Annotated in this window: 28 protein-coding genes; 11 read left to right on the top strand and 17 right to left on the bottom strand. The window is 59.0% G+C overall.

From position 1 onward, the window contains the following. Positions 1-30: 30 nt before the first annotated feature. Together M9827_RS11120 and M9827_RS11115 are read left to right on the top strand one after the other, a co-directional pair. A complete protein-coding gene (locus M9827_RS11120) occupies positions 31-576 on the top strand; it encodes a gamma carbonic anhydrase family protein (protein WP_250605502.1) in 546 nt (181 codons plus the stop codon). Between the two features lie 28 nt (positions 577-604). Next, a complete protein-coding gene (locus tag M9827_RS11115) occupies positions 605-1,255 on the top strand; it encodes an HAD family hydrolase (protein WP_250605501.1) in 651 nt (216 codons plus the stop codon). 99 nt (positions 1,256-1,354) lie between these two features. On the opposite strand, the gene M9827_RS11110 is transcribed toward M9827_RS11115, so the two are convergent. Next, on the bottom strand, positions 1,355-2,446 hold the full coding sequence (locus M9827_RS11110) for an aminopeptidase (RefSeq protein WP_250605500.1): 1,092 nt from the start codon (positions 2,444-2,446) through the stop codon (positions 1,355-1,357). Positions 2,447-2,505: 59 nt separating this feature from the next. Here M9827_RS11110 and M9827_RS11105 point away from each other — a divergent pair, with 59 nt between their 5' ends. Then, positions 2,506-2,928, top strand: coding sequence for a PA0061/PA0062 family lipoprotein (locus tag M9827_RS11105; RefSeq protein WP_250605499.1), 423 nt, complete (start codon positions 2,506-2,508; stop codon positions 2,926-2,928). Positions 2,929-2,968: 40 nt separating this feature from the next. Then, positions 2,969-3,388: a PA0061/PA0062 family lipoprotein gene (locus M9827_RS11100; protein WP_250605498.1), complete on the top strand. Its 420-nt coding sequence runs from the start codon at positions 2,969-2,971 to the stop codon at positions 3,386-3,388. 6 nt (positions 3,389-3,394) lie between these two features. On the opposite strand, the gene M9827_RS11095 is transcribed toward M9827_RS11100, so the two are convergent. Beyond that, positions 3,395-3,628 (bottom strand): DUF1161 domain-containing protein, encoded by a 234-nt coding sequence (locus tag M9827_RS11095; protein WP_123375997.1) that lies wholly within the window; start codon positions 3,626-3,628, stop codon positions 3,395-3,397. A gap of 241 nt (positions 3,629-3,869) precedes the next feature. Beyond that, entirely contained in the window at positions 3,870-4,301 is a 432-nt protein-coding gene (locus M9827_RS11090; RefSeq protein ID WP_250605497.1) for an OsmC family protein, read from the bottom strand. A gap of 242 nt (positions 4,302-4,543) precedes the next feature. Between M9827_RS11090 and M9827_RS11085 the strand changes: the two genes are divergently transcribed. Beyond that, positions 4,544-5,545, top strand: coding sequence for an LLM class flavin-dependent oxidoreductase (locus tag M9827_RS11085; protein ID WP_250605496.1), 1,002 nt, complete (start codon positions 4,544-4,546; stop codon positions 5,543-5,545). A 250-nt stretch (positions 5,546-5,795) separates the two neighbouring features. Here M9827_RS11085 and M9827_RS11080 read toward each other — a convergent pair whose 3' ends face one another. Together M9827_RS11080 and M9827_RS11075 are read right to left on the bottom strand one after the other, a co-directional pair. After that, positions 5,796-6,020, bottom strand: a complete 225-nt coding sequence (locus tag M9827_RS11080; protein ID WP_250605495.1) for a DUF1161 domain-containing protein — start codon at positions 6,018-6,020, stop codon at positions 5,796-5,798. A 127-nt stretch (positions 6,021-6,147) separates the two neighbouring features. Next, complete coding sequence (locus tag M9827_RS11075; protein WP_250605494.1) at positions 6,148-6,363, bottom strand: dodecin; 216 nt, start codon at positions 6,361-6,363, stop codon at positions 6,148-6,150. A 157-nt stretch (positions 6,364-6,520) separates the two neighbouring features. On the opposite strand from M9827_RS11075, the gene M9827_RS11070 reads away from it, so the two are divergent. After that, positions 6,521-6,847 (top strand): ElaB/YgaM/YqjD family protein, encoded by a 327-nt coding sequence (locus M9827_RS11070; protein WP_007911686.1) that lies wholly within the window; start codon positions 6,521-6,523, stop codon positions 6,845-6,847. Here M9827_RS11070 and M9827_RS11065 read toward each other — a convergent pair. Further along, entirely contained in the window at positions 6,820-7,737 is a 918-nt protein-coding gene (locus M9827_RS11065) for a LysR family transcriptional regulator (RefSeq protein ID WP_250605493.1), read from the bottom strand. The genes M9827_RS11070 and M9827_RS11065 overlap by 28 nt on opposite strands. 114 nt (positions 7,738-7,851) lie before the next feature. On the opposite strand from M9827_RS11065, the gene trpB reads away from it, so the two are divergent. From trpB to M9827_RS11050, 3 genes are all read left to right on the top strand, one after another. Continuing rightward, positions 7,852-9,084: a tryptophan synthase subunit beta gene (gene trpB, locus M9827_RS11060; RefSeq protein ID WP_123455086.1), complete on the top strand. Its 1,233-nt coding sequence runs from the start codon at positions 7,852-7,854 to the stop codon at positions 9,082-9,084. Beyond that, a complete protein-coding gene (gene trpA / locus M9827_RS11055; protein ID WP_250605492.1) occupies positions 9,084-9,896 on the top strand; it encodes a tryptophan synthase subunit alpha in 813 nt (270 codons plus the stop codon). The genes trpB and trpA overlap by 1 nt, the downstream gene beginning before the upstream one ends. A gap of 122 nt (positions 9,897-10,018) precedes the next feature. Continuing rightward, entirely contained in the window at positions 10,019-10,474 is a 456-nt protein-coding gene (locus tag M9827_RS11050) for an anti-virulence regulator CigR family protein (RefSeq protein ID WP_250605491.1), read from the top strand. A 47-nt stretch (positions 10,475-10,521) separates the two neighbouring features. Here M9827_RS11050 and M9827_RS11045 read toward each other — a convergent pair whose 3' ends face one another. The 11 genes from M9827_RS11045 to M9827_RS10995 all read right to left on the bottom strand — a co-directional run bounded on the left by M9827_RS11045 (position 10,522) and on the right by M9827_RS10995 (position 20,659). Next, positions 10,522-12,483: a DUF7844 domain-containing protein gene (locus M9827_RS11045; RefSeq protein ID WP_250605490.1), complete on the bottom strand. Its 1,962-nt coding sequence runs from the start codon at positions 12,481-12,483 to the stop codon at positions 10,522-10,524. Then, positions 12,480-12,800, bottom strand: a complete 321-nt coding sequence (locus M9827_RS11040) for a DUF2388 domain-containing protein (protein ID WP_250605489.1) — start codon at positions 12,798-12,800, stop codon at positions 12,480-12,482. The genes M9827_RS11045 and M9827_RS11040 overlap by 4 nt, the downstream gene beginning before the upstream one ends. Positions 12,801-12,843: 43 nt before the next feature. Then, the gene (locus M9827_RS11035) at positions 12,844-13,161 is read right to left on the bottom strand and encodes a DUF2388 domain-containing protein (RefSeq protein ID WP_250605488.1); all 318 of its coding nucleotides are present in this window, start codon (positions 13,159-13,161) and stop codon (positions 12,844-12,846) included. A 107-nt stretch (positions 13,162-13,268) separates the two neighbouring features. Continuing rightward, positions 13,269-13,586 carry a DUF2388 domain-containing protein gene (locus tag M9827_RS11030; protein ID WP_007911658.1) on the bottom strand — a complete coding sequence of 106 codons (318 nt, stop codon included), beginning with the start codon at positions 13,584-13,586 and terminating at the stop codon, positions 13,269-13,271. Between the two features lie 135 nt (positions 13,587-13,721). Then, positions 13,722-13,931 (bottom strand): DUF1127 domain-containing protein, encoded by a 210-nt coding sequence (locus tag M9827_RS11025; RefSeq protein ID WP_250605487.1) that lies wholly within the window; start codon positions 13,929-13,931, stop codon positions 13,722-13,724. A gap of 258 nt (positions 13,932-14,189) precedes the next feature. After that, positions 14,190-14,405 carry a DUF1127 domain-containing protein gene (locus M9827_RS11020; protein WP_003220409.1) on the bottom strand — a complete coding sequence of 72 codons (216 nt, stop codon included), beginning with the start codon at positions 14,403-14,405 and terminating at the stop codon, positions 14,190-14,192. 322 nt (positions 14,406-14,727) lie between these two features. After that, on the bottom strand, positions 14,728-16,221 hold the full coding sequence (gene scpC / locus M9827_RS11015; RefSeq protein ID WP_250605486.1) for a succinyl-CoA:acetate CoA-transferase ScpC: 1,494 nt from the start codon (positions 16,219-16,221) through the stop codon (positions 14,728-14,730). 214 nt (positions 16,222-16,435) lie between these two features. After that, positions 16,436-17,869 carry an NAD(P)(+) transhydrogenase (Re/Si-specific) subunit beta gene (locus M9827_RS11010; RefSeq protein WP_250605485.1) on the bottom strand — a complete coding sequence of 478 codons (1,434 nt, stop codon included), beginning with the start codon at positions 17,867-17,869 and terminating at the stop codon, positions 16,436-16,438. Then, positions 17,869-18,189, bottom strand: a complete 321-nt coding sequence (locus tag M9827_RS11005; protein ID WP_003220416.1) for an NAD(P) transhydrogenase subunit alpha part 2 — start codon at positions 18,187-18,189, stop codon at positions 17,869-17,871. Before M9827_RS11005 ends, M9827_RS11010 begins: the two co-directional genes overlap by 1 nt. A 15-nt stretch (positions 18,190-18,204) precedes the next feature. After that, positions 18,205-19,326 carry a Re/Si-specific NAD(P)(+) transhydrogenase subunit alpha gene (locus M9827_RS11000; protein ID WP_250605484.1) on the bottom strand — a complete coding sequence of 374 codons (1,122 nt, stop codon included), beginning with the start codon at positions 19,324-19,326 and terminating at the stop codon, positions 18,205-18,207. Between the two features lie 406 nt (positions 19,327-19,732). Continuing rightward, positions 19,733-20,659 carry a LysR family transcriptional regulator gene (locus M9827_RS10995; protein ID WP_250605483.1) on the bottom strand — a complete coding sequence of 309 codons (927 nt, stop codon included), beginning with the start codon at positions 20,657-20,659 and terminating at the stop codon, positions 19,733-19,735. A 158-nt stretch (positions 20,660-20,817) separates the two neighbouring features. Here M9827_RS10995 and M9827_RS10990 point away from each other — a divergent pair, with 158 nt between their 5' ends. Together M9827_RS10990 and M9827_RS10985 are read left to right on the top strand one after the other, a co-directional pair. After that, positions 20,818-21,999: an acyl-CoA dehydrogenase gene (locus M9827_RS10990; protein ID WP_007953903.1), complete on the top strand. Its 1,182-nt coding sequence runs from the start codon at positions 20,818-20,820 to the stop codon at positions 21,997-21,999. Between the two features lie 13 nt (positions 22,000-22,012). Further along, positions 22,013-23,233, top strand: coding sequence for a CaiB/BaiF CoA transferase family protein (locus tag M9827_RS10985; protein WP_250605482.1), 1,221 nt, complete (start codon positions 22,013-22,015; stop codon positions 23,231-23,233). The last annotated feature ends 156 nt before the right edge of the window (positions 23,234-23,389 follow it).

The raw sequence follows: 23,389 nt of genomic DNA, 5'->3' as shown, positions 1-23,389 counted from the left end.
CAGCTATCGGCGACAGAGAGAGAAATTATCGTGTCCGTTCGCAAGTACCAGAATCACACCCCAAACCTTTGCAAAGGCGCGTTTGTCGACGGCTCGGCGGTGGTAATCGGCGACGTCGAAATCGGTGAAGACAGCTCAGTGTGGCCGCTGACCGTGATCCGTGGCGACATGCACCGCATCCGCATCGGTGCGCGCACCAGCGTGCAGGACGGCTGCGTGTTGCACATCACCCACGCCGGCCCGTTCAACCCGGACGGCTTCCCGCTGCTGATCGGTGATGACGTGACCATCGCCCACAAGGTCATGCTGCACGGCTGCACCATCGGTAGCCGCGTCTTGATCGGCATGGGCAGCATTGTCATGGACGGTGCGGTGGTCGAGGACGATGTAATCATCGGCGCCGGCAGCCTGGTGCCGCCGGGCAAGCGTCTGCAAAGTGGCTTTCTTTATGTCGGCAGCCCGGTGAAACAGGTGCGTGCGCTCACTGACAAGGAAAACGCCTTCTTCACCTACAGCGCGGCGAACTACGTAAAGCTCAAGGACCTGCATCTGGCCGAAGGCTACGACCAGCTCTGAATCGCCTTACATCTGCTCAGGATTTCTCATGCATTACCAGACTGTACTGTTCGACCTTGATGGCACCCTGACCGACCCGCGTGAGGGCATCACCCGTTCCATTCAGTTCGCCCTCGCCAGGCTCGGCATCGATGAGCCGGACCTGACCAAACTGGAACACTTCATCGGCCCGCCGTTGTTGCAGGCGTTCATGCAGTTCTACGATTTTGATGAAGCCAAGGCGTGGCAGGCGGTGAATTTCTATCGCGAGCGCTTCAAAGTCACAGGCCTGTACGAGAACCGTGTGTTCGATGGCGTCACACCGTTGCTGGAAACCCTCAGTGGCCAGGGCCGGCAGCTGTATATCGCCACGTCGAAGCCGTGGGAGTTCGCTCGCGAGATTGCCCGGCATTTTGATTTTGCCCGGCACTTCAAGGTGATCTACGGCAGCGAACTGGATGGCACGCGGACCAACAAGGTTGAATTGATTGCGCACCTGATCAAGGAAGAAGGGCTGGATCCGACGAATACGTTGATGATCGGCGATCGCAAGCATGATCTGATCGGCGCGCGCAGCAATGGGCTGGATGCGGCGGCAGTCGGTTATGGGTTTGGCAGTTTTGAAGAGTTGAGTGCCGAGGCGCCGGCTTATCATTTTGAAACGCTGGATCAGTTGCATCAGGCGTTTTTGCAGCGCTGATTAGTACGCCATCGCTGGCAAGCCAGCTCCCACGGTGAGCGATGTGCACAGGTTCACCGCTGTCCCTGTGGGAGCTGGCTTGCCAGCGATGAGGCCAATTCAGCCACGGAAGGTCTGCGAGTCTGCCAACGCTTTTAGCGCCGACTTGCGCTCAGTCACCGGCAGCTTGCCCAACCTCTCAACCTCAGCATAAAACCTCAGCCAATCCCCCCCGACCTTTTTGAACAACGCCGAAAACGCCGGCACCCACTGGTCATACAGTCCAAACGGCAACAACCGCGCATTGTTCAGCGGCGCATTCACCCAGGCGTCATAACGCTTGTCCCCGGCCCACTGACTGTCCCTCATCAACCGATAATCCCGGCGAAACTGCTCGAACTCCGCGGCTTTGCGATCGCGCATTTGCTCAACCGGAATTGGCTGCGCGTAGAGCTTTTCCAGTCGTGAGCGGGTGTCGAGTACTAACTCAATGAACTGATCGCGCTGTTTCAACCGCGAGTCGCTATCCGCCGGCAACCCACGAAACGCCCGCCACTGCCGCGTACCTTCCTGCTCGACAAACGTGGCAAAGGACTCGTTGAACTCGGTGTCGTCCTTCACATAACAGCGCTGGTGCGCCAGCTCATGAAAGATCAGCGTGGCCAGGCGCTCATCACCCCAGCCCATCATTGAATTGAGGATCGGGTCGTTGAACCAGCCGAGCGTCGAGTAGGCCTCAACGCCGCCAATCGATACGTCCATGCCCTGCAAACGCTGGATCGCCGCTTCACCCCGCGCAGCGCTCTGGCTGTAATAACCGCGATAGGCCACACACCCGGCAATCGGGAAGCAATGGTTCTGCGGCGTCAGGGAGAACTCAGCTGTAGCGAACACATTCCACACCACGTACGGGCGATGGATGTCGGCGTACAGGCGATAGCTCTGGTTATCCGGCAAGTGCATATGCTCACTGGCAAAGGCGCGGGCCTTTTGCGACTGCGCAAGGTGCTTGCGCAGTGTCGCGTCACGACTCGGATCGTTGATCACCTTTTCTACAGGCTCGCGCGCCCGCAGCAATTGCAGTTGGCCGCTGGCCAGCTGGCCGTAATAGCTGACGCTGGCGCAACCGTTGAGCAACAAAAACAACACACCCGGAAACAAAATCCGAAAAACGCGATCAAGTAACCCAAGGCTTGGAAACGGCCTGATCAAAATAAGAAATCCCCCGGAGAGTCTGCCCGCAAGACTATCCCGCCTTAAGGAGCACCGCTATGCGCATGTTGATGCTGACAGGGGGCCTGCTGACGCTGGCCGGTTGTGCCAATTTCGGAATGCCCGACCCCGACCCTTCGCAAGCCTGGATCGACCTTGATGCCCGGCAGCGGGACACGTCGTTGCAAGCGCTGAAGGTCGATAGCAGCGTGACCGACGATAAACGTTACTTCGAAGTGCAGCCAGGCAGCCATGAGTTGAAGGTGCGTTATCAGTTTCCGGTGGAGGCGACCAACATCGGTCCCGATGCTGAGCCGCTGTGGCGCGATTGCCAGTTGAGCGTGAAATTCAAGGATTTCAACGCCGGCCAGCGTTATCAGTTGCAGGCCGGCAGTATCGGCTTCCGGCCATGGGCCAAGCTTTATGACGAGCAGCGCAAAGTGGTAGGCCAGGGCACGCCGGCAGGCTGTCAGCGCACCTGAACGGCGCTATGCTGAGTATTCAGACCCGTGGATATTCATCATGCGCCAGTTGCTGTTGTTGCTCGTTGCCAGTTTTGTGGCCGGTTGCCAGACGCCGTTGCCTCCGGTCGATCCGCAGATGGCCTGGGTTGATTTTTCGACGCCGACACCCGGCGGTAAAGTGCTGATGGCCGAGCGCCTCGACAAACAGCGACTGAATGACGGGCGCTACTTTCAGGTCACCCCGGGCAGCCACGAATTGCGCGTGCGGTTTGATTTCGAAGTGTTTGGCGGTGGTGGCGCCCTGATGACCGGCCCCGTAGAGCGGCTGTGCTACCTGTACATCCGCTACGACCATTTCGAGGCCGGGCAGCGTTATGTGCTGGAAGGGCGTTCGCTGGGGTTCACACCGAGTGCCCGGCTGTACAACACCAAGCGTGAGATTGTCGCCGAGGACTACGACTACAACTGCATTATCTGAGGTGACTCAGCGATCGTTCTTTTGATAGATGATCTTCTTTGTGCCGTTTTCACATGAGCCAACGACCATGTTCTGATCATGGACCTCGTCGTTGGTGACAATTTCCAGTGTGTACGATGTCACGCCCTGAGCCTGGATCTTGGCCTCGATTTCGGCTTTGAGTTCTTCGCAGGGTTTCGGTGCTGCGAACGCTGAGCCTGTCAGCGCGAGACCGAGAACTGCCAAAGCAAAACGTTTCATGAGTGAAGCTCCCTGAGGCAGCGCGCACGGGCGTGCGCTGAAGCTGCTGTCATTGATTCGACCATACTTTTACAGCGAGGGTTCTGACTTCGCTCACAAGTTGTGCTGAAGGTTTCAAACCTTGTGTTGATTTTGAAATCGCCTTCGCGAGCAGGCTCGCTCCCACATTGGAACTTTGTGCCACACGAATCCCTGTGGGAGCGAGCCTGCTCGCGATAGCGTCAGACCGGCCAGCGCCGAATCAACTGACCAGCGAAGCCTCAAGCGTAATCTTCGCATTCAGCACTTTCGACACCGGGCATCCTTCTTTGGCCTTGTTGCTCAGCTCTTCAAACTGCGCCTGCGTCGCCCCCGGGATTTTCGCCTTGAGAATCAGCTTCACCGCCGTGATCGCGAAGCCGCCATCCACCTGGTCCAGGGTCACTTCAGCCTGAGTATCGATGCTGTCGGCCTTCAGGCTCGCCTCGCCCAAAATCATCGAAAACGCCATGGAAAAACAACCGGCATGCGCGGCGCCGATCAGCTCTTCCGGGTTGGTGCCTTTACCGCCCTCGAAGCGCGCCTTGAAGCCGTAAGGGGCTTCTCTGAGGACACCGGTTTCGGTGGAGATGGAACCGATGCCGGTTTTCAGATCGCCTGCCCAATGTGCGGATGCTTTCTTCACGATAGCCATGTCTGCCTCCTCAAGATCTGGCGCGGTAACGCCGCACCGTCGTGGTTTTTGCTTGCAAGGCTTCTGAGGATAGACGCCGGAACAAAGTTCAGCCCGGCTGAATCGTTGACTTTTTTAGTAGGAAATTTCCTCGCTGCTATTGAAACTCGGGTATATGCCCTCATTGCACAAAACACGCTTATGGATTCGGCAGGTTTTCGTTCGCAAGAAAAACCTGCCTCCTCACTCGGAGACGCAGGTTTATGAAGCAACTGTCCGATGTAAAATTTTCCACCCTCGATCTGGTACCGGTGCGCGAAAACGGCAGCCCGGCGCAGTCGCTGCGCAACTCGCTGGACCTGGCGCAGCATGTCGAAAAACTGGGCTACACGCGGTTCTGGGTGGCCGAACACCACAACATGGATGGCATCGCCAGCTCCGCCACCTCGGTGTTGCTTGGGTATCTGGCGGGCGGGACGTCGACCATTCGTGTCGGCTCCGGCGGGGTGATGCTGCCCAACCATGCGCCGCTGGTGATTGCCGAGCAGTTCGGCACCCTCGAAAGTCTCTATCCGGGACGGATCGATCTCGGCCTGGGCCGTGCGCCGGGCTCCGATCAGATGACCGCCCGCGCCTTGCGCCGTGAGCGTTCGGGCAGCGCTGATGATTTCCCCGAAGACGTCGCCGAACTGGCACGCTTCCTTGGGCCGCGTACCCCGGATCAGCGCGTGATCGCGATGCCGGGCACCGGCACCAATGTGCCGATCTGGCTGCTCGGCTCCAGCCTGTTCAGCGCTCAGTTGGCCGGAGAACGCGGTTTGCCCTACGCCTTCGCCTCGCACTTTGCCCCACGCTTCATGCACGAGGCAATTCGCGTCTATCGCAATCACTTCAAACCGTCGGCGGTGCTCGACAAGCCGTACGTGATGCTGGGTGTGCCGCTGGTGGCGGCGGATACCGATGAACAAGCCGATTATCTGGCGACGTCGGTGTACCAGCGCATTCTGGCGTTGATGCGTGGACAGAGCCTGGTGCAGCGTCCGCCGGTGAAAACCATGGACGGCTTGTGGCTGCCCCATGAACGTGAGGCGGTGGGTGATTTCCTCGGTCTGGCGATGGTCGGTAGCCCCCAGAAGATCCGCGCCAAACTTGAAGTGCTGGTCGAGCAGACACAGGCCGATGAGCTGATTTTCACCTGTGATTTGTATGAACACGCTGATCGTGTGCATTCGTACGAATTGTTGGCGCAGGTCATGAAGGGCTGAAAAGCCCCTCACCCTAACCCTCTCGCGGAGGGAGAGGGGACTGACCGGGTTGAATGTTCGAGGTACGCCGACCTGAAATATTCAGCCGAACTCAGGTCCTGAACAACCCCCCGATTGGCTCCCTTTCCCCCTCGGCCCCACGGGGGAGAGGGCTGGGGTGAGGGGGGCGACTTCAAGCCCACCAAAAATCTCAAATCCCGGACACAAAAAAGCCGACGCATCCACGTCGGCTTTTGCATTTCAGGCGCGATCACCCGCGCTTGTAGACGATTTCCTTGTCGCCGCCTTCGCAGGTACCGACGACTTTGCCGTCGGCCGCTGCACCCTTATCGACAATCTCCAGCGAATACCCGGAAACGCCCTTGGCATCCAGCTTCGCCGCAATCTCGCTTTTCAGCTCTTCACATGGCTTGCCGGCAGCAAACGCACCACCCGCAAGGCTCAACAAACCTACTGCCAACATGAACTTCTTCATCGGTCGCACTCCCTGGTCGGATTAAAAGAGGCGGGCATCGAGCGTCGACCCGATGCACCCACCCTGTAGCGCTTTGCCATTCCTATGGCACTCGGCCAGCGCGCAAGTTCAGAAGACTAGACCAAACTCAGCTGCTGGCAATCTTGAAGCCGACTTTCAACGTCACCTGAAAGTGCGCTGCCTTGCCGTCCTTGATATGGCCACGGGTCTCGGTGACTTCAAACCATTCCAGGTTGCGAATGGTCTTGTTTGCTTCAGCAATTGCGTTGTTGACGGCGTCTTCGATGCTGCTGGTGGACGAACCGACCAGCTCGACTTTCTTGTACGTGTGATGGTCACTCATAACGATCTCCTAGGCGTGTGGAATTGAGACTAGCAGTGAATCTGCACTGTTGATTTCGGCGGCGCTGAGCAGGCGAAGTTCAGATTTTCTGCACTTTCTCAAACCGCTGAAGTCCCAACCAACACACGTCACTCATTACCAATGCAGGAGAGCCACCATGGCCAACACCTCTTTACGTAAAGCCTCGTTGCAAAGCATGGAAGCCGAGATCGAGAGTCTGCTCAAATCGTTGGAAAGCTTGAAGGACGACGCTTCGGACGAGTCGCGCAAGACCCTCAAGGCGCTGAAAAGCAATGCCGAAAGTGCGCTGAAACACTCGCGCCACCTGCTCAGTGATGCCTATGAAGAGGTCAAAGTGAAAACCCGCGAAACCGGGATCGCCACCCGTGATTACGCCCAGGAACACCCGTGGACGACGGCCGGTGTGGCGGTCGGTGCGATCGGTCTGCTTGCGGCTTACTTGCTGTTCAAGCGCGGCGAGTGATCGCTCTGGCGCAGCTCGTTCTTGAGCCATTGCGCCAGTTGCCGGGCGCGCCCGTCCGCGGCGCGCTTGGGTAGCCACAACGCCAGTTGCGCCGGGGTTTCACAGAAGCCCCATGGCGCAACCAGGCGACCAGCCTTCAAATCTTCCGTCACCAGCGGCTCCGGCGCGATGGCCACGCCAAGACCTGCCACTGCTGCTTCCAGCAAGTAATACAAATGCTCGAAACCCTGTCCTGACTTCAGCGCTTTGGCGTCGAGGTGGTTCTGTTGTGCCCAGCTTGGCCAGGCTTGCGGGCGCGAAGTGGTGTGCAGCAAGGGTTCGTTTAGCAGGGCCGAGGCTGGCGCGGTTTGCAGACGTTGATAGCCGCTGAACAGCGGACTCATGACCGGACCGATGCGTTCTGCCGCCAGCTCATAGACCTGCATGTCCGCCGGCCACGGTGGTTCGGCGAACAGCAGTAAAGCGTCCAGTCCCGGACGGCGAGGGTCGAGATCGCCTTCACCGGCTGACAGGTGTAGGCGCAAGTCCGGGAGATCAGCATTCAATCGCCCCAGACGCGGAATAAACCAGCGCGCCAACAGGCTTCCAGAGCATCCCAAGACGAACGGCGCATCGGCGGTACTCTGCGTCAGCTCCGCGCAAACACTGCGCAACCGGTCAAACGCGTCGCCGCTGGCATCGCGTAAACGCACACCGGCATCTGTGAGTTTCAAGCCGCGACCATCCTTGACGAACAGACTGACGCCCAAGTGCTCTTCCAGCACCTTGAGCTGACGACTGACTGCGCCATGGGTGACGTGCAATTGTTCGGCGGCCTGACTGACGCTGTTCATTCGGGCGGTTGCTTCGAACGCGCGCAAGGCGTTCAGCGGAGGAAGGTCGTGGCTCATGGTATCTGTGAGTTTTCCTGACAGGTTGTGGCGATCTTATCGGTTTTCAGCTTAGAAGGTCAGGGGTAGAGTGGTCGTCATTGTCTTCTCACCCGAATTAACCTGGAGCGACTCATGACCCAGACTTCGAACACCTCTGATCTGCGTAATGGCCCTGACGCCAACGGCCTGTTCGGCTCGTTCGGTGGCCGCTACGTGGCAGAAACCCTGATGCCGTTGATCCTCGATCTGGCCCGCGAATACGAAGCGGCCAAGGAAGATCCGGCGTTCAAAGAAGAATTGGCCTACTTCCAGCGTGACTACGTCGGACGTCCGAGCCCGTTGTATTTCGCCGAACGCCTGACCGAGTTCTGCGGCGGCGCGAAGATCTACCTCAAGCGCGAAGAGCTGAACCACACCGGCGCGCACAAGATCAACAACTGCATCGGCCAGATCCTGCTGGCGCGGCGCATGGGCAAGAAACGCATCATCGCCGAGACCGGCGCCGGCATGCACGGCGTGGCCACTGCCACCGTCGCTGCGCGTTTCGGTCTGGATTGCGTGATCTACATGGGCACCACTGATATCGAACGTCAGCAGGCCAACGTCTTCCGCATGAAGCTGCTGGGCGCTGAAGTGATTCCGGTCGTGGCCGGCACCGGCACCCTGAAAGATGCGATGAACGAAGCGCTGCGTGACTGGGTGACCAACGTCGACAACACGTTCTACCTGATCGGCACCGTGGCCGGCCCGCACCCTTACCCGGCAATGGTTCGCGACTTCCAGGCCGTGATCGGCAAGGAAACCCGCGATCAGTTGCAAGCGCAGGAAGGTCGTCTGCCGGACAGCCTGGTGGCGTGCATCGGTGGTGGCTCCAATGCGATGGGCCTGTTCCACCCGTTCCTCGACGACAAGAGCGTTGAGATCATCGGCGTCGAAGCTGCCGGTTACGGCATCGAAACCGGCAAGCACGCGGCGAGCCTGAATGGTGGCGTTCCGGGTGTATTGCACGGCAACCGCACCTTCCTGCTGCAGGACGACGATGGCCAGATCATCGACGCCCACTCGATTTCCGCCGGCCTCGACTACCCAGGCATCGGCCCGGAACACGCCTGGTTGCATGACATCGGCCGCGTTCAGTACACCTCGGTGACTGACGACGAAGCGCTGGATGCGTTCCACAAGTGCTGCCGCCTGGAAGGCATTATTCCTGCTCTGGAAAGCGCCCACGCCCTCGCCGAAGTGTTCAAACGTGCACCGAAGCTGCCGAAGGATCACCTGATGGTGGTCAACCTCTCCGGCCGTGGCGACAAAGACATGCAGACCGTCATGCACCATATGGAACAGTCCCAGCAGGAGAAACACTGATGAGCCGCCTGCAAACCCGTTTTGCCGACCTCAAGGAACAGAACCGCGCCGCGCTGGTGACTTTTGTCACCGCCGGTGATCCGGACTACGACACTTCACTGGCGATCCTCAAAGGCTTGCCGGGTGCTGGCGCCGACGTGATCGAGTTGGGCATGCCGTTCACCGACCCGATGGCCGACGGCCCGGCGATTCAACTGGCGAACATCCGTGCCTTGGGCGCCAAGCAGAACCTGGTGAAAACCCTGCAAATGGTTCGCGAATTCCGTGAAGGCAACAGCGACACCCCGCTGGTGCTGATGGGCTACTTCAACCCGATCCACATGTACGGCGTTGAGCGCTTCATCGCCGAGGCGAAAGAGGCCGGCGTCGATGGCCTGATCGTGGTCGACATGCCGCCTGAGCACAACGCCGAGCTGTGCGACCCGGCGCAGGCCGCCGGTCTGGACTTCATCCGTCTGACCACGCCGACCACCGACGATGCGCGTCTGCCGAAGGTACTCAATGGCAGCTCCGGTTTTGTTTACTACGTGTCGGTGGCGGGTGTCACTGGTGCCGGCGCGGCGACGCTGGAGCACGTTGAAGAGGCGGTGACCCGTCTGCGTCGTCATACCGATCTGCCGATCAGCATCGGTTTCGGTATCCGTACACCAGAGCAGGCGGCGTCCATCGCGCGCCTGGCCGACGGTGTGGTGGTGGGCTCGGCATTGATCGATCACATCGCCAACGCGACCACACCCGACCAGGCCATCGACGGCGTGTTGAGCCTGTGCTCGGCACTCTCCGAAGGTGTGCGTAAGGCCCGCGTCAGTTGAAGGTAAAGTTCCTGATACAGAGGAATTAGCGCCTCGCGGCACAGACTAATCGAGTAAGACCGAGGGATTCAGAACCACGTTCTGAATCCCTTTTTGCTGTTTGTGCCGTGAGGAAAGACCCGATGAAAATGCCGAAACGTCTGATTACCGGACTGGGCGTACTGATGATCAGTGCGACACCGCTGCTGGCCAGCGCCGATCCGCGCGATGATCACGACCACGGCGGCCCGCAGCAGGGCCATTTCGATAACCGCGGCGACAATCACGGCGACGACCACCGTGGCCCGCAGAATGATCACCGTGGCGGCCCACCGCCTCGCGACTTCGGGCCGGTACGTCAGACCATTCGTGATAATCATGGCTACTTTGTCCGCGGTGCACCGCCACCGCCGGGGATTCATCTGGAGCGTGGCCGGCCGTTGCCGCACGGCTATTACGGCGAGCGTCTGGATAATCGGGCGTTAGGTCGTTTGCCGGTGTATCCGGGTTACGAATGGCGCCGGGCGGGGGGTGACATCGTGCTGATCGCGGTGGGCACCGGGATCGTCTACGAAATTCTCGATGGGGTTTTGTACTGATCTGCAGGCAATAAAAAAGACCGCAGCCACTGGCTGCGGTCTTTTTTTCAGGGCAACTCCAATCCGCCGGAGGCCTTGTGCAGTTTGCGCAGATGCGCGCCGATCTGCTTCACATTCTCCTCACTGGCCGCAATCTCCGCGGCCCGCTTCGGTTCCAGCAATTTGCGCACTTCTGCATCCAGATCACCGGACAGCGCCAGCAGCTTCTTCTGCCGCTGACTGCTCTCCGCCTCGAGTCGACTGAACTCGGTCGGCTGCGGCAATCCGTAACCCTTGGAATCGAGCAATTCCGCCGGACGACTGAGGAAGCCGCTGTTGGCGAGAATTTCCTGCAAGGTCGCGTTGGCCTTGTCCATGCCGCCGTTGTCCAGCTCGCGCGCGCCGAGGTAACGCTGCTTGACCTCATCCTGAGCCAGTAGCAATTGGCGTCGATAACTGGCCTGCTCCAACAGCAGCAGTGCGGCGCTGGTACGCAAGTCGGCACGTTCGAACCACTCGCGACGCTCTTCGGCTGTCAGCGAAAGCCATTCCTCAACGGTGTTCTGTTTGATCGGCAATTGCTTCTTCAATACATCGAACATCGCTTGATAGCGATCGCGGAACGAGTCGAAGCGGTAACCCAGACGCAGTGCTTCTTTCGGATCATCCAATACGCTGGTATCGGCGAGACCGCGTCCCTTGAGCACTTCCAGCAAGCCGTTGGGCATGATGCTGTCGAGGCCGGTGAGCTGCGCGTTATTGCTGCCGCTGCGCAACAGTTTCAGACCTTCCACGGCGCAGTTGTTGGAAAGGAAGAAGTAGTTGCCGTCGTAGCTCCAGTGCATTTCGGCAGCGTGTTCGACCACGCCTTCGATCTCGTCGCGTGAAAGATTCAGCGGCACCGAGGCGAGGCTGCGCAGTTCGGTCTTGGTGTATTCGTCGATCACCTGCGCCAAGGGCAGGACGAACAGGCGTGACGGGTATTTGCCGACCAGACCGTCCCAACTCGACAGCTGCACGTCGCCGACAAAGGCGCGGTAGGACAGCACCAGGTGCTGATCGAGGTCGAGCCGGCAGTCCGGACCCCGTGGGCGACCCGGTGCGCAGATCACCAGGCGCAACATGCTGTGGCCCCAGCGGCTGACCCAGTTCTGATTGGCCTCGGCGAGCAAGTAATCGACGGCATAGACCCGTTCCGGATCGACTTGCCCCAAGGGTTGCTTGGCGAAGTCGTTGCCGGCGTTGAGGAACGAGAAGGTCTTGCTGCAGGTGTCCTTGGCCGGCGGCGCCCAGCCGAAGTGTTGCTGGAAATAACGATACAGCGCCGGGCGGCGGCAGGCGTAGCTCGGGTCGAGGAGGAAATACTCCATGTTGACCGCGACGAACTCCTTCGGGCTGGAGATTTCGTACAGATCCGGGCTGCGCGCGATCTGTCGGTTGTGCTGTTCGCGCTCACCACGGCGGCCGACGTATTGCTGCCAACCCGCGAGATCGAGCAGGCGCGGGTCGTCGCTGAGGGTGAAACGCCGGCCGTTCTGGCCGCGACACTCATCAGGAATGCCGATCAACCCGGCGCTGTTGAAGCGTCGGCTGCAACGCTGGATCAGCGTGCGCTCGGCACTCGGCCATAGGCGCGCGCGATCATAAATGTGGGTGATTTCGTGCAACACCGTGGCGAGCAGTTCCTGGCGCACAGTGCCGTGGGGGCGATTGGTTTTTTCTTTGGCTGCGCTGCCGTCAGTAAGACTCGCAAGCAGTTTGCGATTCAGATCAAGTTCGGCGACCAGCGTGGCCTGGCCATAGGCGTTGGCGGGCATGTCGTCGGTCCAGCCGACATCGATGCGTCGATCCAGCCGTTCGATGAAGCTTGGCGGCAGCTTTTGCATCGCCTCATCGATCAGCGCCTGGCTGGCCTGTTGTTGGGCAGGGCTCAGACCGTCGGTCTTGAGCCGCAGTTGCAGGCCAGCGTGGGCGCTGTTGCCAAGCAACAACAACGCCCCGGCCAGCAGCCAGGTGCCGAGTGACTTCACAGTGCGAGGATGGCTTCGGCGAGTACCTGATCACTGGCGTCGCGCGCTTCCGGCACGCGAGCACGCAAGGTGTCGAGCGCAGCTTCCAGATGCGCGCCACGGATATCACCGTTGGTGGCGACGAAACTGGCGGCGTCGTCATGGGCTTCGCGGATGATTTTCGAATCGCGAATCGAAGTGGTGGTGTCGGAAGTGAAATCGATGGTGCGCTGGGAGGCACGAACGATGATGTTACTGGTGGCTACCAGGGTGTGCGCCTGGGCCACGTCGGCCAACAAAAACAGGCCAAGGGCGGCAGCAATCAGCGGGCTACGCATGGAACGACTCCGGAAGGGCAAGGATAACAGGGGTACAGGATAACTATTGGACGAGAATTGCCTCTGCCAGTTCAAGGTCACTGACATGAAGTTTCGGCCGGGTCTTGCGCAGGTAATGCAGCGCGGATTCCAGACGAGCACCTCGCCATTCGCCGTCGCTGGCAACAAACGCTGCTGCATCATCGTGAGCGGCAAGCAGCAGTTTACGGTCGAAAGGCGCGGAAGACACCATGCTGGTGGCGTAGCCGCTGACCACAGTGCCCTGCGTCGACGCATTGAAAGCATCAAAGGCATCGACCGACGTCGCCCAGCAGGCGCTAAACAATAAGGAAGGAAACAGTAGATTTGGAAGAAAGCGCATTGGACTCGTTAATTGTTGGCGAGCGCAAAGGCTAGCGCAATGCCCGGGCCAGAGCCAGCGCCGAAACATCGGGACACGCCGGGCGTGTCCCGCAAGGCTGCGATCGTTTAGATCGTCAGGATAGCCTGAGCCAGCTGTGCGTCAGTGGCTTGCAGCTGTGGCGCCTGATGACGGATGTGATCCAGTGCACTTTCCAGCTTCACCCCACGGATTTCGCCTTCGCTGGCCACGAAGCTGGCAGCGTCGTCACGGGCGGCAAGGACGATTTTGTCGTCGCGGAACGACGAGGTGACGTCGGATGTGGCATCGGACGAGGACTTCAGTGCACCGACAACGGCGTCGGTGGTGACGATGAAGCTGGTGGCGCTGGCGTTGGCAGCCACGGCCAGCAGGGCGGCAGCGCTGAGCAGACGAAGACGGGACATGGTGTAACTCCTGTGGATAAACCGTAGAGAGAGGTGGCTCGGTATCTGAGGAGTCAGACGCCAGTGACACAGCATTCGCCACGTTCTGCGTGGATATTAGGCCGGCTTTGCAAGGTTCGCACAGTGGGCAGAATGCTAGCGCCAGAACGGTTTCTCCAGTTCATTGAGGCGATCGGCGTGGCTGAGGCCCAGATCGGCGAGATCCCGACTCGGTAGTTGAGCCAGTAAACGCCGGGTTCTGGCTCTCTCCAGGCTACCTCGAAGCCCTCGAAACAGGCGACGCAGAGGATTTGAGCGAGGGTAGGGTTGGCTGAAGTTTCCTGAAACATCCTGTAAGTCATTCATGACGTATTCCTTTTTGCCGATGAAGGCGGAAGGTCATGTTGAACCTGTGACAGAAGAAGAGGCAGGTACAGCAGAGTAAAATTGTACTTGTTCAGATCTTGTTTTGCTTTAACTGTACTGGTCGCCAATCCAGGTGGCTGTATTGAGGTATCCAGGCCTCAAAACGACAAAACCCGTCGTGGTTTCCCACGACGGGTTTTGTTTTGTTCAATTCGGGGTGCTGGCGGTGGGTCTAACGACCAGAGCCAGCGACGCTACTTAGCGCCAGAACGGCTTGCTCAGCTCTTCGTAGCGTTGTGCTTCGCTGATACCGGCGTCAGCCAGCAGACGCGAATCCAGGCGAGCCAGTTGATGGCGGCTGGAGATGCGGCGCTGCCACAACATCAGGTTGGCGATAACGCGCAGAGGCAGGGAAGCCTGGGTTTTTGCAGCTTTGTCTTCGAAGAACAGTTCGGAACTGAGTGTACGTTCCATGGTTGACATCCTTCCGCTTGTGGCGGGATCAGGTAGTGGTTTGACTGGTGCCCATGATCCTCTCGTTTGCCTAGTCTCTCTAGATACAGTTCAACTGTATTGTGAGTGACCAGTTAACTGTTTATAGGGGGTGTACGGGTCAAAATTGAACAAACTGTACCTGTCTGCACTAAAGTGGTGCATTTCAGCTCAATTTGATCAGAGTCGTAGGTGATTGCTGTAGGAAAAGACCGGTACAGCAGTACAGTTTTTGTCGGGCTGGAGGTGTGCCAAAACCCGCTGGGGCAAAACTGTGTTTGCGCCAGCGGTTTATCTAGGTGAATTACACCGCAAGCATGCGCCCGGTTTCTTCCAGGTTCATGTGCCAGCTGAGCGCTTCACGCAGGATGTGCGGGGTGTGGCCCCCGATTGCACAGGCCTTGGTGAAGTAATCATTTAGCGCTTGACGGAAATCCGGGTGCACACAGTTATCGATGATCACCCGCGCACGCTCCCGTGGCGCCAGACCGCGCAAATCGGCCAGACCCACTTCGGTCACCAGAATGTCGACGTCATGCTCGGTATGGTCAACGTGGCTGACCATCGGCACCACGCTGGAAATCGCGCCGCCCTTGGCGATTGATTTAGTCACAAACACCGCCAAATGCGCGTTGCGTGCGAAGTCGCCGGAACCACCGATGCCGTTCATCATCCGCGTGCCACAAACGTGCGTGGAGTTGACGTTGCCGTAGATGTCAAACTCCAGCGCTGTGTTGATGCCAATGATGCCGAGACGGCGCACGACTTCCGGATGGTTGGAGATCTCCTGCGGACGCAGTATGAGTTTGTCCTTGTACTTCTCCAGGTTGCCGAACACGTCGCTGTTGCGCCGCTCCGACAGGGTGATCGAGCTGCCCGAGGCAAAGCTCAGCTTGCCCGCATCGATCAGGTCGAACGTCGAGTCCTGCAGCACCTCGGAGTACATGGTCAGGTCTTCGAACGGCGAATCGATAAGGCCGCACATCACCGCATTGGCGATGTTACCGATCCCGGCCTGCAACGGGCCGAGCTTGTTGGTCATGCGACCGGCGTCGACTTCCTGCTTGAAGAAAGTGATCAGGTGCTCGGCGATGGCGTTGGTGTCGACATCCGGAGTCGACACGGTGGACGGCGAATCCGACTGCTGGGTGATAACGATGGCGACAATCTTCTCCGGCGGAATCGGAATCGCCGTGCTGCCAATGCGGTCGTCGACTTTTACCAGCGGGATCGGCGTGCGCGTCGGGCGGTAAGTCGGGATATAGATGTCATGCAGGCCTTCGAGGTTGGCGTTGTGCGCCAGGTTGATCTCGACGATCACTTGTTTGGCGAATATTGCAAAGCTCGCCGAGTTGCCCACCGAGGTGGTCGGCACGATGTGGCCTTGCTCGGTGATGGCAACGGCTTCGATGACTGCGATGTCCGGCAGTTTCAGCTGCTGGTTGCGCAGTTGCTCGACGGTTTCCGACAGATGCTGGTCGATGAACATGACTTCGCCGGCGTTGATCGCCTTGCGCAAGGTGCTGTCGACCTGGAACGGCATGCGCCGCGACAGTACGCCGGCTTCGGTCAATTGCTTGTCGAGGTCGTTGCCCAGGCTGGCGCCGGTCATCAGGCTGATCTTCAGCGGTGTGACCTTGGCCCGCTCGGCCAGTGCGTGGGGAACGGCTTTGGCTTCGCCGGCGCGGGTGAAACCGCTCATGCCGACGGTCATGCCGTCCTCAATCAAAGCGGCGGCGTCGGCAGCGCTCATCACTTTATCCAACAACGAAGGCAGGCGAATACGGTCACGGTACATGGATTATTATCTCGGGCAACGAGTAGCAGGATGCGCAGTCTAGTGAATTTGTCGGGCGCCTGTCCCGCTACCAAGGTCGCAAACGAGGCTTCTATTCAGCGGGTTTCAAGTAAAACACCGTTACCGGATCTGCAACAACGCGGCAAATTGTCCGACGTTTTGCGCAAACAAAAACGCCCCGACTTGTCGGGGCGTTTGGTCTTGCAGCGGGGAATTACTCGACCGCTTTAACCATGTCTTCGATGACTTTCTTCGCGTCGCCGAACACCATCATGGTCTTGTCCAGATAGAACAGCTCGTTGTCCAGACCGGCATAACCGCTGGCCATCGAGCGCTTGTTGACGATGATGGTCTTGGCCTTGAACGCTTCGAGAATCGGCATGCCGGCAATCGGCGATTTCGGATCGTTCTTTGCGGCCGGGTTGACCACGTCGTTCGCGCCGAGCACCAGCACCACGTCAGCCTGGCCGAACTCGGAGTTGATGTCTTCCATCTCAAACACCTGGTCGTAAGGCACTTCGGCCTCGGCGAGCAGAACGTTCATGTGGCCAGGCATACGGCCGGCTACCGGGTGGATCGCGTACTTCACGGTCACGCCGCGGTGAGTCAGCTTCTCGGTCAACTCTTTTAAGGCGTGCTGCGCACGTGCAACCGCCAAGCCGTAGCCCGGCACGATGATCACGGTGTCCGCGTTGGTCAGCAGGAAGGTCGCATCATCGGCAGAACCGGATTTCACCGGACGTGCTTCTTTCGCACCGGCAGGGCCTGCATCGGCCGTATTGCCGAAGCCGCCGAGCAATACATTAAAGAAGGAACGGTTCATCGCCTTGCACATGATGTACGAGAGGATCGCACCGCTCGAACCCACCAGCGAACCGGCAATGATCAGCATCGAGTTGTTCAGCGAGAAGCCAATACCGGCCGCTGCCCAGCCCGAATAGCTGTTGAGCATCGACACCACCACCGGCATGTCCGCGCCGCCGATCGGGATGATGATCAGCACGCCCATCACGAACGCCAGCGCCAGCATCAGCGCGAACGCCGTGAGGTTGCCGGTGAACATGAAGGTCAGGCCGAGTACCAGTGTCGCCAGGCCCAGCACCGCGTTGAGCTTGTGCTGACCGGCAAACTGTACCGGTGCGCCCTGGAACAGGCGGAACTTGTACTTGCCCGAGAGCTTGCCGAACGCAATCACCGAACCGGAGAAGGTGATCGCACCGATCGCAGCGCCGAGGAACAGCTCCAGACGGTTGCCCGCCGGGATCGAGTCGCCCAGCTGTTTAACGATACCCAACGATTGCGGCTCAACCACCGCAGCGATAGCAATGAACACCGCCGCGAGGCCGATCATGCTGTGCATGAAGGCAACCAGTTCCGGCATCTTGGTCATTTCAACGCGTTTGGCCATGATCGAACCGGCAGTGCCGCCGACCAGCAGGCCGACGATCACGTAACCGATACCGGCCGTCGCCAGCTCAGCGCCCAACTTATAGATGAGGCCGACGGTGGTCAGAATGGCCAGCGCCATGCCAAGCATGCCGAACAGGTTGCCGCGTCGCGAGGTAGTCGGGTGCGACAGACCTTTGAGGGCCTGGATAAAGCAGATCGACGCGATCAGGTAGAGCGTCGTGACGAGATTCATGCTCATTACTTCGGCGCCTCTTCTTTTGCTTTCGGGGCTTTCTTCTTGAACATTTCAAGCATGCGGCGGGTGACCAGGAAGCCACCGAATACGTTGACCGCAGCCAGCGCCACGGCGAGGGTGCCCATGGTTTTGCCCAACGGCGTGACGGTCAGTGCGGCCGCGAGCATGGCGCCGACGATCACGATCGCCGAGATCGCGTTGGTCACCGCCATCAGCGGTGTGTGCAGCGCAGGTGTAACGTTCCAGACCACGTGGTAACCGACATAAATCGCCAGCACGAAGATGATCAGGTTGTAGATACCGGGGGAGATAAGCTCTTCCATCGTCTGAATCCCTGCTTAGGCGTTTTTGCGGATGACTTGGCCGTCGCGGCACATCAGGCACGCGGCGACGATATCGTCTTCGAGGTTGACGTCGAATTGGCCTTCTTTGGTGAAGACCAGCTTGAGGAAGTCCAGCAGGTTGCGCGCGTACAGTGCCGAAGCGTCTGCTGCGACTTCACCGGCCAGGTTGGTCGGGCCGCAAATGGTCACGCCATTTTCGACGACGACTTGGTCGGCCACGGTCAGCGGGCAGTTGCCGCCCTGAGCGGCGGCGAGGTCGATGACCACCGAGCCCGGTTTCATCTGCGCCACGGTGTCCGCGCTCAACAGCGTCGGTGCCTTGCGGCCCGGAATCAGCGCGGTGGTGATGACAATGTCAGCTTGCTTGGCGCGTTCGTGCACTGCCTGCGCCTGACGCTGCATCCAGCTCGCCGGCATCGGCCGCGCGTAACCGCCGACACCGACGGCGCATTCACGCTCTTCATCGGTCTCGTAAGGCACGTCGACAAACTTGGCGCCGAGGGATTCGATCTGTTCCTTAACGGCCGGACGTACGTCGGACGCTTCGATCACCGCACCCAGACGTTTCGCCGTGGCAATTGCCTGCAACCCGGCCACACCGGCGCCGAGAATCAGCACGCGCGCCGCTTTCACGGTGCCCGCGGCGGTCATCAGCATTGGCATGAAGCGAGGGTAATGGTGAGCGGCCAGCAACACCGCCTTATAGCCGGCAATGTTCGCCTGCGACGACAACACATCGAGACTCTGCGCGCGCGAGGTGCGCGGTGCCGCTTCGAGGGCGAACGCGGTAATCCCGCACTCGGCCATCTTTGCGATGGTTTCGTTGTTGAACGGGTTGAGCATGCCGACCAGCACCGCACCGCGCTTGATCAGCGTCAGTTCGGCATCGCTTGGCGCGACCACTTTGAGAATCAGCTCGGCGCCAAACGCGTCATTGGCACTGCCAATGGTCGCGCCTGCCGCTTCATAGGCACTGTCGACAACGCTGGCTTTAACGCCGGCGCCGGTTTGCACAGTGACCTTATGACCTTGGCTGATCAGCTTTTTAATGGTTTCCGGGGTTGCAGCAACCCGTGTTTCACCGGTCTGGGTTTCGAGAGGAACACCAATGTGCACGTCAAATCTCCTGCGTGATCTTATTGAGTAAACCCATGCACTACGGATGGTGCGACTGGGGCGGCCGATCAGCACGATCCCGCCAAATCAGGGCGGGGCGCGGCATTTTGCAGGCGAACTTTATGCCCTTCAAGGGATTATGACGGGTGACGGAAAATTAACTACAAGTCATCCCGTGACCGAATGTCGCAGGTGGCCAGCTCAATCCCTTGCAGGCCTTGCCTTGTAAGGATTCTGGCCGAATATGGAAAAATTTCTCATTGGTGGCGTGAATAGACAGTAATGCGTCGTCCATGAAGGCTCAAAGCCACGTCTTTAGGCGCTTGTGGGACGTCTGTACGACTTTCGGATACAGTAAGTGGAATTGCGACAAATAGTTATATCTGTAGGGCTTTTATTTTCCTGACTACCGGGTTAATTGTCGCTGTAAGCCTTGTCCTTCAAGGCTGTAGCTCTGTGCCTGGGTCACCAGCCAGTCGCGAAATGCCTTCAATGACGCCGATTCGACCTTTCGCTCGGGAATCATCAGGTAGTAGGCCTTGATACTGGAGAGCGCCTGCGGATTGGCAATCACCAGGCGTTTCTCGGCCAGCTCGCGCTGAATCAGGAACGGTGGAATCAGCGCAATGCCCATTTCGTGCATGGCTGCCTGGGCCAGCATGGAGAATAGCTCGTAGCGCGGTCCTGTCATGTCGCGGGGGATATTCAGGTGTTGCGAGTTGAACCATTGGCGCCAGGCGTAAGGGCGCGTGGTCTGCTGTAGCAGCGGTAGCTCGGCAATCTCATCGGCAGTCAGATGCGTCTTGTTGCCGAGTAGGGCGGGACTGCACACCGGCATCGGATTCTCGCCCATCAGCCTGTGGGATTCGGTACCGGACCAATCGGCGTCGCCGAAGTAGATCGCGGCATCGAATTCGGTATCGGCAAACAGAAAGGGTCGGGTGCGGTTGGTCAGATTGACGGTGACTTCCGGGTGCTTGAGCTGGAAATCCTTGAGCCGCGGCAGTAGCCATTGGGTGCCGAAGGTCGGCACCACCGCCAGTTCGATCACGTTGGTGCCTTGCTGGCCCATCACTGACAGCGTGTCACGCTCGACCGCATCGAGTTGCGTCGCGACCCGGCGGCTGTAGGAAAGTCCCGCTTCGGTCAGCTTTACCCCACGTCGGGAGCGCCGGAACAGTTCCACGCTGAGGAACTCCTCAAGGCTGGCGATCTGTCGGCAAATGGCGCCTTGGGTGAGGGAAAGTTCTTCGGCAGCGCGGGTAAAGCTCTCGTGGCGCGCGGCAGCTTCGAAACTGATCAGGGCGGTGGTGCTGGGGATCTTTCTGCGCATGTACGTCAACCTCACTAATGCGCCGCATAAAAGGCATTTCGCGACGTTTCGGAGTGAGAAATTAGCATAACAGAATGCGAAATCCTCGTTTGCCGCGATGACGAACCGCGCCTAGGATCAATGCCACGTTAATTCACCCGATTTGCGAGGACACACTCATGGGCGGTAAAGCTAGCTTCAACTGGATCGATCCCCTGTTGCTGGATCAACAGCTCACCGAAGAGGAGCGCATGATCCGCGACACCGCCGAGCAGTTTGCTCAACAGAGCCTCGCACCGCGTGTTCTTGAAGCCTTCCGTCATGAGAAAACCGATCCGGCGATCTTCCGCGAGATGGGCGAAGTCGGCCTGTTGGGCGCGACCATTCCTGAGCAGTACGGTGGTAGCGGTCTCAACTATGTCAGCTACGGTCTGATTGCCCGTGAAGTCGAGCGTGTCGACTCCGGCTACCGCTCGATGATGAGCGTGCAGTCGTCGCTGGTGATGGTGCCGATCAACGAGTTCGGCACTGAAGCGCAGAAACAGAAATACCTGCCGAAACTGGCTTCCGGCGAATGGATCGGCTGCTTCGGTCTGACCGAACCCAACCACGGTTCCGACCCGGGCGCGATGATCACTCGTGCACGTAAGGTCGATGGTGGCTACAGCCTGACCGGTGCGAAAATGTGGATCACCAACAGCCCGATCGCCGATGTGTTTGTGGTCTGGGCTAAAGACGATGCCGGCGACATCCGTGGCTTCGTGCTGGAAAAAGGCTGGAAAGGCCTGAGCGCTCCGGCGATTCACGGCAAAGTCGGTCTGCGCGCATCGATCACTGGTGAAATCGTCATGGACAACGTTTTTGTGCCGGAAGAGAACATCTTCCCGGATGTGCGCGGTCTGAAAGGGCCGTTCACTTGCCTCAACTCCGCACGCTATGGCATTTCCTGGGGCGCGCTGGGTGCCGCTGAGTTCTGCTGGCACACCGCTCGTCAGTACACCCTCGATCGTCAGCAGTTCGGTCGCCCACTGGCCGCCACTCAACTGATCCAGAAGAAACTGGCCGACATGCAGACCGAGATCACTCTGGCCTTGCAAGGTTGCCTGCGTCTGGGTCGTATGAAGGATGAGGGCACTGCTGCGGTCGAGATTACTTCGATCATGAAGCGCAACTCGTGCGGCAAGTCGCTGGATATCGCCCGTATGGCGCGCGACATGCTCGGTGGTAACGGCATCTCCGATGAGTTCGGCGTGGCCCGTCATCTGGTCAACCTGGAGGTGGTGAATACCTATGAAGGCACTCACGACGTTCACGCGCTGATCCTTGGGCGTGCGCAAACCGGCCTGCAAGCGTTCTATTAACAGGAGAGCGACCATGGGCGCGCTGTCGCATCTGCGGGTACTGGATTTATCGCGAGTATTGGCCGGACCGTGGGCCGGGCAGATCCTTGCCGACCTTGGTGCCGAAGTGATCAAGGTCGAGCGCCCGGGCAATGGTGATGATACGCGCGCCTGGGGGCCGCCCTTCCTTAAAGATGCTTATGGCGAAAACACGTCGGAAGCGGCTTACTACTTGTCGGCCAACCGCAACAAGCAATCGGTGACCATCGACTTCACGCGTCCCGAAGGCCAAAAGTTGGTGCGGGAGTTGGCAGCGAAGTCGGACATTCTCATCGAGAACTTCAAGGTCGGTGGACTCGCGGCTTATGGTCTGGATTATGAGTCGCTGAAGGCGATCAATCCTGATCTGATTTACTGCTCGATCACTGGTTTTGGTCAGACCGGGCCGTATGCCAAGCGCGCGGGTTATGACTTCATGATTCAGGGCTTGGGTGGGCTGATGAGCCTGACCGGGCGTCCTGAGGGTGATGAAGGCGCCGGACCGGTGAAGGTCGGTGTCGCGTTGACCGATATTCTCACCGGTCTGTATTCGACGGTAGCGATTCTCGCAGCACTGGCACATCGCGACCATGACGGCGGTGGTCAGCACATTGATATGGCGTTGCTCGATGTGCAGGTGGCGTGTCTGGCTAACCAGGCGATGAACTACCTGACGACGGGCAATGCACCGAAACGCTTGGGCAATGCGCATCCGAACATCGTGCCTTATCAGGATTTTCCTACGGCTGATGGTGATTTCATCCTCACCGTGGGCAATGACGGGCAGTTCCGCAAGTTTGCCGAAGTGGCGGGGCAACCGCAGTGGGCGGATGATCCGCGGTTCGCGACCAATAAACTGCGGGTGGCGAACCGAGCGGAGCTGATTCCTTTGATTCGCCAGGCCACGGTGTTCAAGACAACTGCCGAATGGGTTGCTCAGCTGGAGCAGGCGGGTGTGCCGTGCGGGCCGATCAATGATCTGTCGCAGGTGTTCGAAGATCCTCAGGTCAAAGCGCGTGGATTAGCAATAGAGATGCCGCATGCATTGGCGGGGATGGTGCCTCAGGTGGCCAGCCCTATTCGTTTGTCGCAGACACCGGTCGAGTATCGCCGGGCGCCACCCTTGTTGGGCGAGCATACGCTGGACGTTTTGCAGCGGGTGTTGGGGATGGGCGTGGGTGCGGTGGCTGATTTAAAGGCGGCTGGGGTGCTGTAAACATTCCTTCTATATAGAGGCGCAGCGGTTTCTTCCTATATAGAGCTGCGATTGGCTGTTTTTTAGCCAATCCGCAAGTGATTGAAAGAAAAGCGAAATTAACGGTTGACGGCAGATTCAGGATGTCTATAATTCGCCCCACTTCCGGCGCAGTCG

The sequence above is a fragment of the Pseudomonas sp. AKS31 genome, assembly GCF_023634765.1.
Lineage (GTDB): Bacteria > Pseudomonadota > Gammaproteobacteria > Pseudomonadales > Pseudomonadaceae > Aquipseudomonas.
The sequence above is the reverse complement of the archived record's forward strand: the minus strand, read 5'-3'. Positions and strand labels throughout refer to the sequence as shown.

What these genes read in the sequence shown, in the direction of transcription:
- M9827_RS11115 (WP_250605501.1), top strand. Translation starts at nt 605, where the DNA reads ATGCATTACCAGACTGTACTGTTCGACCTTGATGGCACCCTGACCGAC.
- M9827_RS11105 (WP_250605499.1), top strand. Translation starts at nt 2,506, where the DNA reads ATGCGCATGTTGATGCTGACAGGGGGCCTGCTGACGCTGGCCGGTTGT.
- M9827_RS11100 (WP_250605498.1), top strand. Translation starts at nt 2,969, where the DNA reads ATGCGCCAGTTGCTGTTGTTGCTCGTTGCCAGTTTTGTGGCCGGTTGC.
- M9827_RS11095 (WP_123375997.1), bottom strand. Translation starts at nt 3,628, where the DNA reads ATGAAACGTTTTGCTTTGGCAGTTCTCGGTCTCGCGCTGACAGGCTCA.
- M9827_RS11090 (WP_250605497.1), bottom strand. Translation starts at nt 4,301, where the DNA reads ATGGCTATCGTGAAGAAAGCATCCGCACATTGGGCAGGCGATCTGAAA.
- M9827_RS11085 (WP_250605496.1), top strand. Translation starts at nt 4,544, where the DNA reads ATGAAGCAACTGTCCGATGTAAAATTTTCCACCCTCGATCTGGTACCG.
- M9827_RS11080 (WP_250605495.1), bottom strand. Translation starts at nt 6,020, where the DNA reads ATGAAGAAGTTCATGTTGGCAGTAGGTTTGTTGAGCCTTGCGGGTGGT.
- M9827_RS11075 (WP_250605494.1), bottom strand. Translation starts at nt 6,363, where the DNA reads ATGAGTGACCATCACACGTACAAGAAAGTCGAGCTGGTCGGTTCGTCC.
- M9827_RS11070 (WP_007911686.1), top strand. Translation starts at nt 6,521, where the DNA reads ATGGCCAACACCTCTTTACGTAAAGCCTCGTTGCAAAGCATGGAAGCC.
- M9827_RS11065 (WP_250605493.1), bottom strand. Translation starts at nt 7,737, where the DNA reads ATGAGCCACGACCTTCCTCCGCTGAACGCCTTGCGCGCGTTCGAAGCA.
- trpB (WP_123455086.1), top strand. Translation starts at nt 7,852, where the DNA reads ATGACCCAGACTTCGAACACCTCTGATCTGCGTAATGGCCCTGACGCC.
- trpA (WP_250605492.1), top strand. Translation starts at nt 9,084, where the DNA reads ATGAGCCGCCTGCAAACCCGTTTTGCCGACCTCAAGGAACAGAACCGC.
- M9827_RS11050 (WP_250605491.1), top strand. Translation starts at nt 10,019, where the DNA reads ATGAAAATGCCGAAACGTCTGATTACCGGACTGGGCGTACTGATGATC.
- M9827_RS11040 (WP_250605489.1), bottom strand. Translation starts at nt 12,800, where the DNA reads ATGCGTAGCCCGCTGATTGCTGCCGCCCTTGGCCTGTTTTTGTTGGCC.
- M9827_RS11035 (WP_250605488.1), bottom strand. Translation starts at nt 13,161, where the DNA reads ATGCGCTTTCTTCCAAATCTACTGTTTCCTTCCTTATTGTTTAGCGCC.
- M9827_RS11030 (WP_007911658.1), bottom strand. Translation starts at nt 13,586, where the DNA reads ATGTCCCGTCTTCGTCTGCTCAGCGCTGCCGCCCTGCTGGCCGTGGCT.
- M9827_RS11025 (WP_250605487.1), bottom strand. Translation starts at nt 13,931, where the DNA reads ATGAATGACTTACAGGATGTTTCAGGAAACTTCAGCCAACCCTACCCT.
- M9827_RS11020 (WP_003220409.1), bottom strand. Translation starts at nt 14,405, where the DNA reads ATGGAACGTACACTCAGTTCCGAACTGTTCTTCGAAGACAAAGCTGCA.
- scpC (WP_250605486.1), bottom strand. Translation starts at nt 16,221, where the DNA reads ATGTACCGTGACCGTATTCGCCTGCCTTCGTTGTTGGATAAAGTGATG.
- M9827_RS11010 (WP_250605485.1), bottom strand. Translation starts at nt 17,869, where the DNA reads ATGAGCATGAATCTCGTCACGACGCTCTACCTGATCGCGTCGATCTGC.
- M9827_RS11005 (WP_003220416.1), bottom strand. Translation starts at nt 18,189, where the DNA reads ATGGAAGAGCTTATCTCCCCCGGTATCTACAACCTGATCATCTTCGTG.
- M9827_RS10995 (WP_250605483.1), bottom strand. Translation starts at nt 20,659, where the DNA reads ATGCGCAGAAAGATCCCCAGCACCACCGCCCTGATCAGTTTCGAAGCT.
- M9827_RS10990 (WP_007953903.1), top strand. Translation starts at nt 20,818, where the DNA reads ATGGGCGGTAAAGCTAGCTTCAACTGGATCGATCCCCTGTTGCTGGAT.
- M9827_RS10985 (WP_250605482.1), top strand. Translation starts at nt 22,013, where the DNA reads ATGGGCGCGCTGTCGCATCTGCGGGTACTGGATTTATCGCGAGTATTG.